Raw genomic sequence first — 13,135 nt, 5'->3', positions numbered from 1 at the left:
ATGACCACTCGCCTGACCGCCAGCCCCGACAAAGTCGGGCAATACCTCCGACCGAGACCCCTCGCGGCAGCCTAAATCGGTATCGAACACCCTCTCAGAGCCCGTGGCGCTTCTGGGAGAACTTCGGGCATGACTGGCCCCACTGCTTGCCAGTCTCCGGGTTGCGGCACGCGTACCTCCGGTACGTCGATCCTTGCAAGGGCTCCCCCTCTGTCGTGTAGGCCCGGCTAGCTGCCGGGGTCGGTGGCGTGACCCGCTGGCTCGTCCGCCTGGCGCGGGCGGTGCTCGAGCAGGTAGCGCGCGAAGTGCTTGTTGTACTCGGCGTCGAGATCCTGACCGGGCTCGATCTGGCAGGCCTGATCCATCGCGTGGCGGCTTGCGGCTGTGATCGTGTCTGCCGATCTGGTGGGTGGGTCAGATGTGCAACGTGATACCGCGACGGGCGGCGAACTGATCGAAGGTCTCGGCGGGCAGGACTGCGCTGACGGCACCCGGGATGTGGCCGGACGGGTTGCGGAAGGACACCGTTCCGTCGTGGCGGCCGGTGACTAGGACCAGGTGGCCGCCGCGACCGGGCGCAGCTCGGTCGGGGCGGCGGATCTCCTTGTGCACCGAGGCGATCACCAGGCGGCCGGCCTCGGATTCGGCGGCGAGCCGGTCCAGCGTCAGGTCGGTGACCACGTCGGCCCGGAGGTGGAAGGCGTCGGTGGCGTACTCAGCGAACTGCCGGTAGAACAGGCCGCCGACGGTGCCGTCCGGCTCCTGGCGGTAGGCGTCGTACTTGAGTGCCCCTTGCAGCAGGTCGTGCAGGGTCGGGGCGTCGCCATCGCGCGCGATCAGCGCCATCCGCAGGCACGCCATGCCGCACCACCGCTGGCACCAGTACGCGTAGGTCTCGCGGTCGGGCGCTCCGGAATCGGCCCAGTTCGGGTCATCGCCGGCCGGATGGCCGTTGTAGGCGATCGCTGCAATCAGGCCGGGGCTGGCGTACTGCGTGACGGTCGGGATCGGGTGGCGCGTCGACGGCTGGTCAGGCATCGGCGGGTTCTCTCCAGTGCGACGGGTCGGTCATGAAGCGGTGGAACGAACCTATGCCGACGGAGCCACCGGAGATGACCACACCGACCGGCCCGGGGGCGGGGCCGGGTTGTTCCAAGGCGGCGAGCGCAACGGCCCCGGACGGCTCCGCTACCACCTTCAGGTGCTGGAATGCCGACGCCATAGCCCGCACGATCTGAGAGTCCGTCACAGTCACGATGTCGTCGAGCATCACCCGATTGATCTCCCACGGCAGCGGGGCGGGGCTGGTGTGGCGCAGGCCGTCGGCGATCGTGTCCGGGACGCTCGGCAGTTCGGCGAGCGCGCCCGTCCGCAGTGAGGCGGCGGTATCCGCGCCGGTCTCCGGCTCGACGCCGATGACCCTGACCCGGGGGTTGACGTGCTTGGCGGCGACGGCGGTACCGGCCGCGAGGCCGCCGCCACCGACCGGGACCAGGATCGCGGTCAGCCCTGGTGCCTGCCACGCGAGTTCCAGCGCGACCGTGCCGGCTCCGGCCATCACGTGTGGTGAGTTCGCCGAGGGCACCACCGTGTACCCCTGGTCGGCGGCGAGAGCCGCCGTGATCTGGTCGCGGTCGTCTCGTTCCCGGTGGTACGTGACGATCCGCGCGCCGAGGGAGCGTGCGCCGTCGATCTTGCTGCGTGGCGCGTCGTGCGGGACGACGACAGTCACCGGAACACCGTGTAACTGTCCCGCGAGCGCCAGCGCTTGCGCGTGGTTGCCCGATGATGCGCCGATCACGCCAAGCTGCCGGGCCGCCCGGTCGAGTGCGGCGAGCGCGTTGTACGCGCCCCGGAACTTGAACGATCCCGTGCGCTGCAGCGCCTCCACCTTGACCACGACCGACCGTCCGGCCGCCTGGTCGAGCGCTGGGTGCGACAGGGTCGGGGTGATGGCGGCGACGTCGCGCAGGCGGCGCTGAGCGTCGTATACATCGGCCGCAGTCAGAGGCAGGACCGGGGCGTTCACGGCCGGTACCCGTCGTGGTGAGCAGCCGTCAGGATCGCGGTGATCAGCCGGTCGTAGCTGATTCCAGCCGCGTTCGCCATGGTGGCGAGGTTCCCGTGAGGAGACAGGCCCGGCAGAGTGTTCACCTCCAGCCAGAACACCTCCCCAACCGGCGTCACCATGAAGTCGGAGCGCGAATGGCTGTGGCAGCCGAGCGCCTGGTGCGCCTCGATCGCTGTGCGCTGGATGGCGGCGATGACCGCCTCGGACAGCTCGGCTGGGCAGCGGTAGCGGTGGCCGTTCGGGTCGCGCTTGGCGGTGTAGTCGTAGAACTCGGCCGTCGTCGCCAGGGTCTCCAGAGGGGGCAGCGCCATCAGGTCGCCATCGGAGGTGATGACGCCACACGTCACGGCCGTACCGTCGGTGAACGGCTCGATCAGCCACTCGCCGCCGCCGTTGTCCGCGACCAGCGCGGCGGCGAGGGCCGGAGCGTCGCGGAAGACCTGCATCCCGATCGATCCACCCTCCGAGCACGGCTTCAGGATCAGCGGGAAGCCAAGGTTCGCGCCGGCATTCTTGGCCGACACCTCCGGGTCGTCGCCGGCTCGGATCACCAGGTGCGGGAGCACGCTCACCCCGGCCGCTCGGACGACGTTCTTCGCCGTCGGCTTGTGCATCCCGAGCGCCGAAGCCATCACCCCGGAACCGGTGTACGGGACGCTCAGGCTCTCCAACAGACCCTGAAGCTTGCCATCCTCGGCCCACTGGCCGGCGATCGCGAGAAACGCCACGTCGGCCGTGCGGATGCGCTCGGTGAAGTCGGACTCGGACGGGTCGAGCACGACGTGCGCGAGTCCCAGACGGGTCAGGGACTCGTGGACGGCTTCGCCGGAGATCAGCGAGCGGTCACGCTCATTGGACCGGCCGCCGGTCACGACGGCGATACGACGAATGGATGACATGATCACGTCCTTCGCTCTGAGAAGGGATACCAGAGGTGGTGCCGGTCGCGCCGTGGGGGACGTCATCGCGACCGGCACCGGTCCGCCCGGCCGGAGTCTGTGGGACCACTCCGGCGGAAATCGTGGGGGTCAGGCCAGCAAGGACCAGACCCACTTGCCGAAGGGCGCTTCTTCGACGCCCCACTGTTTGCTGAGCAGGTCCACCAGACCCATGCCGCGCCCGTTCTCGTCGCGCTCCCCGGTGTGCAGTACGACGGGCAGCGCGAACGAGGAGTCGCGGACGGCGATGCGGGCAGCCGTTCCCTCGAGGCGCAGCAGCACGCACAGGCGGGTGCACCCCGTGTGCCGGGCAGCGTTGCCGACCAGTTCGGAGACGACCAGCTGCGCGTTCTCGATCAGGTCTTCCCGGCCCCATGCCGTGAACTTCTCGGCCACCAGACGACGGGCGACCCTCGCCGACTCCGGAGCGCACGGCATGTGCCGGACGCAGCGAGAGCGGACGGCCGGTGACACCTCGAGTGCGGTGGTCATCGCGACTCTCCGCACCCGGCGCACATCCGGCAACCCTCGGCGTGGGTCAGGACCGGGGTACGGCCGCAGCAGCCATCGACGATGTGCGTTATCGCGGTCTGCTGCGCAGCGTCATGGGGCATCGGACGTCACTCCCTCGGGTGGTCACGGCGGCCCCGTAGGGACGGGGCCGCCTGTCGTGCCGCGCCTGGCTCGTCTTCCCCGTGTCTCTCCGGCTAGGGCGGCTGGTGCCCATTCAACGAGCCCTGACAGCCCGCCGGAGACTCCGAGAGATGACCCCAAGTTGGAGTCAGGGCTCGGTCGGTGGGCCTACGATCGGTGCACGCTTTCAGGGGAGCGAACCAGTGGACCGTCAACCCGACCCGCGTGACGTCGTCGCAGGGCTGATCGATGATCAGCGCTTCTTGTCCGCGTGCAGGGATCGCGACATGGGCACGCTGTTTCGGCTGCTCAACACACGGGGTGTGAGTACCCGTCGGATCGCTGCGGCGGCGGAGATCACCCAAGGGCGGCTGTACGACTACATGAACGGCCGGACACGGGTCGAGAAGCTGTCCGTGTTCGAGCAGATCGCCGATGCCTTCCACGTCCCGGGACATCTGCTCGGATTGGCTCGACGACCGTGGGAGCCGACGGCGGCAGCAGAACCCCAACCACTCGTGCCGGCCGTGCCGTTAGCCGACGGCGACGATCTCGCCGCAATGGACGCCTTCCGCCACGCGGACCGGCAGACCGGCGGAAGCCGTCTGTATGGCGCCGTCGTCCGGCATCTCGCCGACCAGGTTGCCCCGCGCCTGGTGGACATTGCGAGCGGACCACAAGTGTTCGCAGCCGCCGCCGCGTTGACGGAGATGGCCGGTTGGATGGCCCACGACTCCGGTGTGGACGACCGAGCTGAACGGCACTTCTCTCTGGCACTGTCCCTCGCCCGCATGTCGGGCGATCTGCCGCTTGCCGCGCACATTGCCGCCAGCAGTAGCCATCTGGCGCTGCAGACCGGCGACCCGGCACAGGCGGCCCACTGGTCGGGCGTCGGTGCCGACCTCGCCCGCCAAGGCCCCCACCTGCCCAGCCTGCTGGCCCGACTCCACACCATGCACGCCCGTGCGCTGGCCGCTGCCGGGCAACACACCCCGGCTGAGCGCGCTCTCGACCGGGCACAGGCGGCGCTAGCCGCAGCGGCCGACGACGCCCATCCCTGGCTTAGCCCGTTCGACGATGCCACCCTCGCCAGCGAATCGGCCCTCGCGTTCGCGGATCTCGGCCGATACGCGGACGCCCTCGGCCACGCCGAACGCGCTGTCGCCCTGCGCGAGGACAGCCGCGCCCGGTCACTCGCGCTCAGCCGGATCACCCTCGCCGGAATCCACGCCAGCCGTGGCGACCTGGATGCCGCTGTCGAGGTCGGTCACGAGCTGCTGGCGACCAGCCCGTCCCTTGGTTCAGTGCGGGTGATCCACCAACTCGATGACCTGCGGCGACTCCTGGAACAACACTGCGACTATCAGCCGGTACGTGAGTACCTGGCACGATTCGATGACGGGCGCAGAACGCGCATGCTGCTGCTCGCCGACATCATCACGCCGCCTCGGGGAGGAACATCGTGAGGCCATCGCCCGCCGATCCCGTCGCCTGGAACGCCTATCTGGCCGAGGGCAACGCCCGCCAAGCACGCAAGCGCGTCGCAGCCGATGTGATCCTGCGAGACCACGCCGGCCGCGTCCTGGCCGTGAACCCGACCTACAAAGAGGGCTGGGACCTGCCGGGCGGGATGGCAGAAGGGAACGAGCCCCCGCACGACGCGGCTGCGCGCGAGCTGCGCGAGGAACTCGGCCTCACTGTTCGCGTGCGGGGCCTGCTGGTCGTGGACTGGGTTGCCCCGCATGGTCCGTGGGACGACCAGATCGCTTTCATCTTCGACGCCGGCACGATCAGCGCTGAGGACGTCACGACCTTGCGGCCGCATGACGACGAGCTATCCGAGGCCATGTTCCTGCCCGTCTCCGAGCTACGAGGGCTTCTGCGGGGCCGCCTGCAACGTCGACTCGATGCCGCCGTACAAGCCATCGCCGATGGCCAAACTCGCTATCTCCACGATGGACAGGCAGCCTGGTAGACGGTGGTACATGACGGTGCTCTGACAGGATCTGCGTGAATCCCCGGGTCGGGCCAATCAGGCTCGGTACCACCTGCCGGCCGTTGACGATCCACACCAGCCGCCAGTACCGGTCCACGTGGGGATCACGGGCCACCTCGAACTGCTGGGCCGTCAAGTCCCGGAATTCTGCGTCAGGGGTGCGCCCGAACACCTCGTGAATCGCCGTACGAGGTCGTCGATGACGGGTGTGGCCCTGTCACGAGCGGGTCGATGCCCGACTCCCCGGCCTCGGATGAAGGGTCCAGGCCTCAGCACCCGGTCCGAGCCGGATCGGGCGACGGCTCAGTGCAGCCAGCCGCGGTCGGTGGCGATGAGGACGGCGTCGAAGCGGTTGCGGGCGTTGAGTTTTTTGATCGCGGCCGAGGTGAGGTTGCGGACCGTGCCGGGTGCGAGGAAGAGGGCGCCGGCGATGTCGGAGACGGACGCTCCGGTGGCGGTGTGCTTCAGGACGTCGATCTCGCGGCTGGTCAGTGGGCACTCGGTGGCGGTGAGTGCGCCGATCAGGGTGGGGTCGATGCTGAGCTGGCCTTCGGCCACTGCGCGGACGGCGGCGATCAGTTGGTGGAAACCGGCGGACTTGGGGATGAAGCCGAGTACGCCGAGGCTGATCGCGCGGCGGACGAGCGAGGTGTCGGGGGTGGCGCTGACCAGTGCCACCGCGCAGCGCGGCAGGTTCTGGCGAAGCTCGACGGCGATCGAGAGGCCGTCGCGGGGCGGCATGCAGACGTCCATGATCGCGACCGAGGGGCGGGTGGCGAGGGCGGTACGGACGATCTCGTCGGGGTTGCTCACGGAGGCTACGACCTCGAAGCCGTCGACGGTCTCCAGCATGCCGCGGAGGGCGTCGAGGATCATGACGTGGTCGTCGGCCAGGAGAATTCTGGTGGTCATTTCAGAAGGAGGGCTCTCAGGATGAACAGTCCCTCTTCGGAACCTTGGACGCTCAGTTTTCCGTGGTGCCGATCCACCCGGTCCTGCATGCCGAGCAGGCCGAATCCGGGCGATATCGCACGGGAGGTATTCCCGTCGTTGACGATCTTGAGATGAACTTCGGTCGGGCTTTCTTCGATGCTGATCCAGCAGTTGGCGGCCTGCGGGGCATGGCGCAGGACATTGGTCGTGGCCTCCCGTACGACATGGGCCATCAGCCGCCCGACGGCCGAGTCGGGGTGGGAGAGCTCGGGGACCGCGATGTGGCACGCCACCCCGCGTACACCGAAAGCGGCGGCTGCGCGGTTGAGCTCGCCCTTCAGGGATATGTCCTCCGCGCCGCGCACAAAGGTGCCGATATCGGCGAGGACGGAAGTGGAACGGCGGCTGATGTCGTGGAGCACCTTGGCCCGGCTCTCCTCGTTGCGCAGTCCGGAGTCCGCATCGAGGGCGATGAGCGTCAACTCCTGGCCCATGATGTCGTGGAGTTCGCGGAGAATATGCTGACGCTCGTTCAGCTTTGCCATCCTGACCAGATCTTCCTGTTCCAGCAGCCCCTCCCGCAGGATTCTCGTGTAGCGCGCGGCGGCGAGATTCGAGGCAAGGGTCGCGACGAGCCCGAAGAGGGGGCCCGGGCTCCAGTGGTGCACCCCGTCCAGGAGTGTGAAGGCCGGCATGGCGATGGCGCCGCCGACCAGGTAGGCGGCCCTCGGGGCGCCGGGTTCCATCATCCAGGCCGCGACGAGAGCCGGGTAGAGCAGGGCGGTCGTCGCTGCGGCGCCGTTCGTGGCCAGCAGGACTGCAGCCAGGCCGGTGAGCAGCCAGATCCATCGGGTGGTGGCGGGTTTCGCAGTCGGCAGGAAGCCGTCATTGGTGCTTGCCCAGGTGGCGGTCAGAAAACCGCCGGCCAGTACTCCCACGGCAATCTGTGTCGCGGGTCGGTCCTGGCTCGCCAGGACGGCGGGGATCAGCCAGCAGAGATTGCCTGCGAGGAGAATACGGCGGATGAGTCGGAGGCCCAGGCCATACGGGACGGCCACTTCGGGATCCCATCGTGAAGTCCGGTGCGGGGAAAAGGAAGACGGACCTGGGCGGTTAAGCGGGCTCCGGTGATAACGGCGGCCATTGCCGGAGAATCTATACATGTGTCCAATGAATGGATACATGTGTCAGACATGTGTGTGTAACCCCCGTTACCGACATGATTTGAACGTGGCCTGCCGGAAGGGTGGCTGTGCCGACCGGATCGCCCCCTTGCCAAGACGGTGATCACCATAGCCAGACGGCGTTGGGAAAGCTAGTGACGCCTATATGGCTGTCTGTAGTCGGGGTGGGCAATGCGGTACATGCCAAAAAAACCGGCCCTGCCGGTGAGGTGCAGGGCCGGTGGTCGAACCGGGGCGGAGTCTTCGACTCCGGGTGTTCATTAATGTGTGATGCCAAGTCACATTGGCTGTGTGGACGGCAAGTTCACTTACTGCCGGATTTCTTCGAAAAGCGGTGCGCGCGTACGGCGGTGAACAGGACCGAGGCCCACAGAATGGCCGCGCAGCCGAGTCCGGGGACGGCCTGCCACACGTCTGTGGTGGCGCCGTGAAGCTGGGCGGCGAGCGCGGTGAGTGCCGCCACGGCGAGCATGGCCGCACCGATCACCCGCAGCATCGGGGCGCTGAGCTTGCGGGCCATCGGAAAGAAGTGCGCGCCCACCACCAGGGCGGACCAGGTGTACATGAGTTCCGGCCGGTGCAGGCTGGTGCGCAGGACGTTGTTCCCCACGCCCAGGACCACGGCTTCGATGATCACGATGGTGATGAACTTCGGCCCGCTGCCCGGGACGACGGTCCTCCCCTTCACCCGAGGAGGGATCCGCCCGGACAGCAGGAAGAGGCTGATCACCGCGGCTGCGGCCAGGACGAGCGCGGTGGCCCCGGCGATCAGTGCCATGCGCTCCTGCGTGCCGTGGACGGCGGCCAGCCCGAAGACGTACCACATCAGCCCGAAGAGCGTGCCGATCAGCGCTCCTTTCGCGCCGTTGCGGATCTGGTCGCGAAGGGTGCGGAATCCGGGGTGGGTGGTCTGCGTCATGGGTGGTGCCTCCTGGTTGTCATGCGGCTGAGCGGGTGTCGAGGTCGCGGAAGCCTGTTCGGAACCGGGCGGCCAGCTCCCGCTTCAGCACCTTTCCGCTGGCTCCGAGCGGCAAGGAATCGACGAACTCCACCACGCGTGGGTACTTGTACGCGGCGAGCCGTGTCCTGGCCCAGTCCACGATCTCCGTGGCGAGCGCGGCGCCCGGTGCCACGCCCTGCGGTGTCGTCACCACGGCGCACACCTCCTCGCCGAGAAGTCCGTGGGGGACGCCGATGACCGCGACCTGGGCGACGGCCGGATGCCGCATCAGCACCTCCTCCACCTCGCGCGGGTAGACGTTGTACCCGCCGCGCAGGACCACGTCCTTCTTCCGGTCGATGATGGAGAGGTAGCCGTCGGCGTCCTTGACGCCGAGGTCTCCCGAGCGGAACCAGCCGTCCACCATCACCTCGGAGGTCGCGTCCGGCCGATTGAGGTAACCCGCCATCAGGTTGTGGCCCCGGATGACGATTTCTCCGGGCTGGCCGGCGGGCAGCAGTTCGATCCGGCCTTCGAGATCGGCTCTGGCGATCTCCGCCTCCACGCCCCAGATCGGTCGCCCGACCGTGCCCGGCTTGCACGGCCACGCCTTCTGGTTGTAAGCGACGACCGGGGACGTCTCGGTCAGGCCGTACCCCTCGTAGATCTGGCAGCCGAAGGTCTCCTGGAACTCCTCCAACACCGGTACCGGCAGCGAGGAGCCGCCCGAGAAGGCGCGGTCGAGCGGGGGCCGGCGCGGGTCGGTCGCGGCGGCGTCGAGGAGGGCGAGGTACATCGTCGGGACGCCCATGAACACCGTGCAGCGGCGGCTGACCAGCAGGTCGAGCGCCCGGGGGCCGTCGAACCTCTCCATCAGCACCATGGTGCCGCCGGCCCGGAAGCAGACGCCCATCCCGCAGATCTGCCCGAAGGTGTGGAACAGCGGCAGACAGCCGAGCAGGACGTCCTCGCTGCGGAAGTCGAACGGCGAGAGCATGCTCGTGGTGATGTTCATCGTGATACCGAGGTGCGTGAGCATCGCGCCCTTGGGCCTGCCGGTCGTACCCGAGGTGTAGAGCACCACCGCGATGTCGCCGGCGTCCCGCGCCGCGATGCCGGCGATCGGTGTCGCCGATGCGGCGAGCACGTCGAGGTACGGGGCGCTGTCGAGGTCCGGGACGTCGAGGCGCGGCAGGTCGGATGCCTCCGACACGGGAATCAGCGGAGTACCGGTCGACTCGGCGGCCCTGGCCCCCTCGCCCAGCAGGGACGACGCGCAGATCAGCGCCTTGGCGCCGGAGTCCTGCAGCACATGGGCGATCTCCTCGGCCCGCAGCAGCGCATGGACCGGTACGACGACCGCGCCGAGGGCGAGCGCTCCGAAGTACACCATCGGGAAGACCGGTGTGTTGGGCAGCAGCAGTGCGACCCGGTCGCCCGCCCCGATCCCGAGATCACCCAGTGCCGCCGCGAACTGTCTGGCACGGAACCAGAGTTGGCGGTAGGAGATCTCCTCCTCGCCGAACACGATCGCCGGGTGCTCCGGTCGCCGGGTCGCGGAGTCGGCGAGGACGGCCGCTACGGAGAGAGACGTCACGAGCTCAGGCCCGGGCCTTGGGGAGGTGGAGCCCGGGAAGGTCGCACCTGGGGAGGTCGAGCTCCTGCCAGATGCCGTCGAGGGCCGCGGCGAACTTCTCGATCTCGGCAGCGGTGTGGACGGCGCCGGGCGCGACTCGGAGGATCTCCTCGCCGGCCCGGACGCTGGGCGCGTTGATCGACTGGACGTACATGCCGTGCCGTTCGAGGAGCAGCGTGGAGGCGGTACGGCACGCGGTCTCGTCACCGACGAAGACGGACACGATGTGCGAGTTGTCCGAGATGAAGGGGATGCCCCGCTCGGCGAGCAGACGGTGCATCAGCCGGGCGTTGTCGTGGAGGGCGGTGCGCTCCAGCTCCGAGCCGCGCAGGTGGCGGACGGCGGCGAGCGCGCCCGCGGCGATGGCCGGGGGGAGGGAGGTGGTGAAGATGAACGGGCGGGAGAGCGTACGCACCGTGTCGATCACCGTGGCGGGCCCCGCGATGTAGCCGCCGGCGGTGCCGAAGCCCTTGCCGAGGGTGCCCATGATGATGGTGATGTCGTCGGCGATCCCCTCGCGGGCGGCGATACCGGCACCCTCGGGCCCGTACATGCCGACCGCGTGCACCTCGTCGAGGAAGATCGTCGCACCGTGGCGCTTGGCGACCTCCGCGATCTCGGCGATCGGCGCGACGTCACCGGACATCGAGTAGACGGATTCCAGGACGACCATCTTGGGCCGGTCCGGATCGGCGGCCGAGATCAGTTCCTCGAGGTGCGCGACGTCGTTGTGGCGGAAGATGTGCTTCTCGGCGCCGCTGTGGCGCAGGCCGTCGATGATGGAGGCGTGGTTCAGCTCGTCCGAGAAGACGACGCAGTCGCCGATGGTGGCGAGCACGGAGAGCGCACCGTCGTTGGCGGTGTACCCCGAACTGAAGATCAGCGCCGCCTCCTTGCCGTGCAGCGCGGCCAACTCCTGCTCCAGCAGCACGTGGTAGTGGTTCGTGCCGCCGATGTTGCGCGAGCCGCCGGAACCGGCGCCGAATCTGTCGATCGCGCCCTTCATCGCCGACATGACGCGCGGATTCTGCCCCATGCCGAGGTAGTCGTTGCTGCACCAGATGCTGATCTCGCTGCCGGCGCCGTCCGGCCGGTAGTTCGCGATCGCGCTGGGGAAGCGTCCGGCGCGGCGGCCGATCTCCAGGAACTCCCGCTTGTGGTCGGTCAGTTCGTCCATGCGGCGGGACAGGGAGGCCAGGTGCGGGGTCATGATGTCAACTCACTCTCTTCGAGGACCTGGATCGCGCCGGTGGCAGATCCGGTCTGCAGGCATCGTTGGTCGGGTTTGCCGGTGTCGGTGAGCGGGAGTTCGGCCCATCGGGTGATCCGGCTCGGGGCGTGCCGGGGAGACAGCAACGTGGCCACGTGCCGGCGCAGTTCGGCCGGCTCCACCGCGCGCACCAGGACCACTGCCGCGTGCACCTGCTCGATGGCGTCGTCGTCGCGGGCGCCGTACACCGCGCAGTCGGCGACCGCGGGGTGGGCCAGCAGTGCCTTCTCGACCTCGGCGGGATGGATCCGCTCGCCGTCGCACTTGATGACGCGGTCGATCCGGTCCACCAGGTGCAGATAGCCGTAGCGGTCCCAGTGGCCCAGGTCTCCCGTCCGGAGCCAGCCGTCGTGCAGAACGGCGGCGGTGCGCTCCGGGTCGCCCTGGTAGCCGGTCATCAGGTGCGGCGAACGGACCTGTACCTCGCCGGTCCGGCCCTCGGGCAGCTCCCGGCCGGAGGCCGGATCGCAGATCCGCACCGCCACACCGGGGAAGGGGCGGCCGACGGAGGGGCGCAGTTCCGGCTCGTAGTGGTCGAGTTGGTCGAGGAGGGTGATCCGTCCGGCCTCCGTCGATCCGTAGCACTGCACGAGACTCGGCCCGAAGGCCCGGAACGCCGCGTCCAGCCGGGCGGGGGAGGCGGGGCAGCCGCTGTAGACGAGCTGCCGGAGCGAGGAGAGGCCGGTGTCGGCCAGTTCGGGCTGGTCCAGCAGGCGGTAGAGCTGGGGAACCGTCAGATAGGTCCTGGTGATCCGCTCGGTCTCGATCGCGGACAGCACCTGTGCCGCGTCGAAGTGCTCGTGCAGCACCAGGGTGCCGCCCGAGGCGAGGACCACGTCGGCCATGACGGCGACGGTGTGGCTGGTCGGGGTGACGATCAGCATGGTCTCGCCACGGCCGGCCAGGAAGGCGGCGTCGGCGAGGACCAGGTGGTTCCACGCGGCGAAGGACTGCCGGATCCCCTTGGGGCGACCGGTGCTTCCGCTGGTGTACGTGACGACGGCGCACTCGGGTGAGAGCGCCGGGCCGGGCGGGCCGGGAGGACTGCCCATCTCGCCGACGCGGTCGGCGAGATCCAGGACGGTGGTGGACAGGCCGGTGGCGGTCGGGCCGGTCGCCAGGTACTCCCGCAGCCGGTCCGCCCGCTCCGCGTGCGGCGGGTCCACCACGAGGTGGCGGGCGCCGCACTCGGCCAGGATCGCCGCCTGGTCCGCGAGCGACAGCGGCCGGTCGGAGCCGGGGTTGGTGGACCGGATGTGGACAACCGTCGCCCCGAGCAGATGGGCGGCGTAGCGGACGGTGAGGGTCAGCGGGTGGTTGACCTCGGTGAGGATCCCCACCGTGCTGCCCTCGCCGACCCGGGCGGTGCGCAGCCTCTCGCAGGCGTGCAGCACGGACCCGAGCAGGTCCCCTGCGGTGAGCACCCGGCCGCGCCAGCGAATCCCGGGCCGCTCGGGCGCCCGCGCCAGTCGGGCCAGAATCTCCGCGACGTAATGTGGCCGCGCAGTAGAGCGTCCGGTCACCGCATCCCCAT

Annotated in this window: 13 protein-coding genes; 2 read left to right on the top strand and 11 right to left on the bottom strand. The window is 69.1% G+C overall.

Going from position 1 to position 13,135, the window contains the following annotated elements; all coding sequences use genetic code 11:
• Nucleotides 1–227 precede the first annotated feature (227 nt).
• The 5 genes from P3T39_RS34580 to P3T39_RS34560 form a co-directional block, all read right to left on the bottom strand.
• Nucleotides 228–365 carry a hypothetical protein gene (locus P3T39_RS34580; RefSeq protein WP_280703250.1) on the bottom strand — a complete coding sequence of 46 codons (138 nt, stop codon included), beginning with the start codon at nt 363–365 and terminating at the stop codon, nt 228–230.
• A gap of 49 nt (nt 366–414) precedes the next feature.
• Complete coding sequence (locus P3T39_RS34575) at nt 415–1,038, bottom strand: C39 family peptidase (RefSeq protein ID WP_280703249.1); 624 nt, start codon at nt 1,036–1,038, stop codon at nt 415–417.
• The gene (locus tag P3T39_RS34570; protein WP_280703248.1) at nt 1,031–2,029 is read right to left on the bottom strand and encodes a threonine/serine dehydratase; all 999 of its coding nucleotides are present in this window, start codon (nt 2,027–2,029) and stop codon (nt 1,031–1,033) included. Before P3T39_RS34570 ends, P3T39_RS34575 begins: the two co-directional genes overlap by 8 nt.
• Nucleotides 2,026–2,970, bottom strand: a complete 945-nt coding sequence (locus tag P3T39_RS34565; protein ID WP_280703247.1) for a D-alanine--D-alanine ligase — start codon at nt 2,968–2,970, stop codon at nt 2,026–2,028. Before P3T39_RS34565 ends, P3T39_RS34570 begins: the two co-directional genes overlap by 4 nt.
• Nucleotides 2,971–3,099: 129 nt before the next feature.
• Complete coding sequence (locus P3T39_RS34560) at nt 3,100–3,501, bottom strand: ATP-binding protein (protein WP_280703246.1); 402 nt, start codon at nt 3,499–3,501, stop codon at nt 3,100–3,102.
• Between the two features lie 344 nt (nt 3,502–3,845).
• On the opposite strand from P3T39_RS34560, the gene P3T39_RS34555 reads away from it, so the two are divergent.
• Nucleotides 3,846–5,108: a helix-turn-helix domain-containing protein gene (locus P3T39_RS34555; RefSeq protein ID WP_280703245.1), complete on the top strand. Its 1,263-nt coding sequence runs from the start codon at nt 3,846–3,848 to the stop codon at nt 5,106–5,108.
• The gene (locus P3T39_RS34550; protein WP_280703244.1) at nt 5,105–5,617 is read left to right on the top strand and encodes an NUDIX hydrolase; all 513 of its coding nucleotides are present in this window, start codon (nt 5,105–5,107) and stop codon (nt 5,615–5,617) included. The genes P3T39_RS34555 and P3T39_RS34550 overlap by 4 nt, the downstream gene beginning before the upstream one ends.
• Nucleotides 5,618–5,941: 324 nt before the next feature.
• On the opposite strand, the gene P3T39_RS34545 is transcribed toward P3T39_RS34550, so the two are convergent.
• The 6 genes from P3T39_RS34545 to P3T39_RS34520 form a co-directional block, all read right to left on the bottom strand.
• On the bottom strand, nt 5,942–6,550 hold the full coding sequence (locus tag P3T39_RS34545) for a response regulator transcription factor (protein ID WP_280703243.1): 609 nt from the start codon (nt 6,548–6,550) through the stop codon (nt 5,942–5,944).
• Nucleotides 6,547–7,734, bottom strand: a complete 1,188-nt coding sequence (locus P3T39_RS34540) for a histidine kinase (protein WP_280703242.1) — start codon at nt 7,732–7,734, stop codon at nt 6,547–6,549. Before P3T39_RS34540 ends, P3T39_RS34545 begins: the two co-directional genes overlap by 4 nt.
• Nucleotides 7,735–8,059: 325 nt before the next feature.
• Nucleotides 8,060–8,674 carry a hypothetical protein gene (locus P3T39_RS34535; RefSeq protein WP_280703241.1) on the bottom strand — a complete coding sequence of 205 codons (615 nt, stop codon included), beginning with the start codon at nt 8,672–8,674 and terminating at the stop codon, nt 8,060–8,062.
• A gap of 19 nt (nt 8,675–8,693) precedes the next feature.
• The gene (locus P3T39_RS34530; RefSeq protein WP_280703240.1) at nt 8,694–10,292 is read right to left on the bottom strand and encodes a long-chain fatty acid--CoA ligase; all 1,599 of its coding nucleotides are present in this window, start codon (nt 10,290–10,292) and stop codon (nt 8,694–8,696) included.
• Nucleotides 10,293–10,296: 4 nt separating this feature from the next.
• Complete coding sequence (gene hemA / locus P3T39_RS34525) at nt 10,297–11,541, bottom strand: 5-aminolevulinate synthase (protein ID WP_280703239.1); 1,245 nt, start codon at nt 11,539–11,541, stop codon at nt 10,297–10,299.
• The gene (locus P3T39_RS34520; protein WP_280703238.1) at nt 11,538–13,124 is read right to left on the bottom strand and encodes a fatty acid--CoA ligase family protein; all 1,587 of its coding nucleotides are present in this window, start codon (nt 13,122–13,124) and stop codon (nt 11,538–11,540) included. Before P3T39_RS34520 ends, hemA begins: the two co-directional genes overlap by 4 nt.
• Nucleotides 13,125–13,135: the final 11 nt, after the last annotated feature.

It is taken from the genome of Kitasatospora sp. GP82, assembly GCF_029892105.1.
Taxonomy (GTDB): domain Bacteria; phylum Actinomycetota; class Actinomycetes; order Streptomycetales; family Streptomycetaceae; genus Kitasatospora.
Note: the sequence above shows the minus strand (reverse complement) of the source record. Positions and strands in the feature narration are given on the sequence as shown.

Excerpts from the sequence above, each read along its gene's own strand:
- P3T39_RS34575 (WP_280703249.1), bottom strand. The coding sequence starts at position 1,038 with ATGCCTGACCAGCCGTCGACGCGCCACCCGATCCCGACCGTCACGCAG.
- hemA (WP_280703239.1), bottom strand. The coding sequence starts at position 11,541 with ATGACCCCGCACCTGGCCTCCCTGTCCCGCCGCATGGACGAACTGACC.
- P3T39_RS34535 (WP_280703241.1), bottom strand. The coding sequence starts at position 8,674 with ATGACGCAGACCACCCACCCCGGATTCCGCACCCTTCGCGACCAGATC.
- P3T39_RS34580 (WP_280703250.1), bottom strand. The coding sequence starts at position 365 with ATGGATCAGGCCTGCCAGATCGAGCCCGGTCAGGATCTCGACGCCGAG.
- P3T39_RS34565 (WP_280703247.1), bottom strand. The coding sequence starts at position 2,970 with ATGTCATCCATTCGTCGTATCGCCGTCGTGACCGGCGGCCGGTCCAAT.
- P3T39_RS34545 (WP_280703243.1), bottom strand. The coding sequence starts at position 6,550 with ATGACCACCAGAATTCTCCTGGCCGACGACCACGTCATGATCCTCGAC.
- P3T39_RS34540 (WP_280703242.1), bottom strand. The coding sequence starts at position 7,734 with ATGTATAGATTCTCCGGCAATGGCCGCCGTTATCACCGGAGCCCGCTT.
- P3T39_RS34560 (WP_280703246.1), bottom strand. The coding sequence starts at position 3,501 with ATGACCACCGCACTCGAGGTGTCACCGGCCGTCCGCTCTCGCTGCGTC.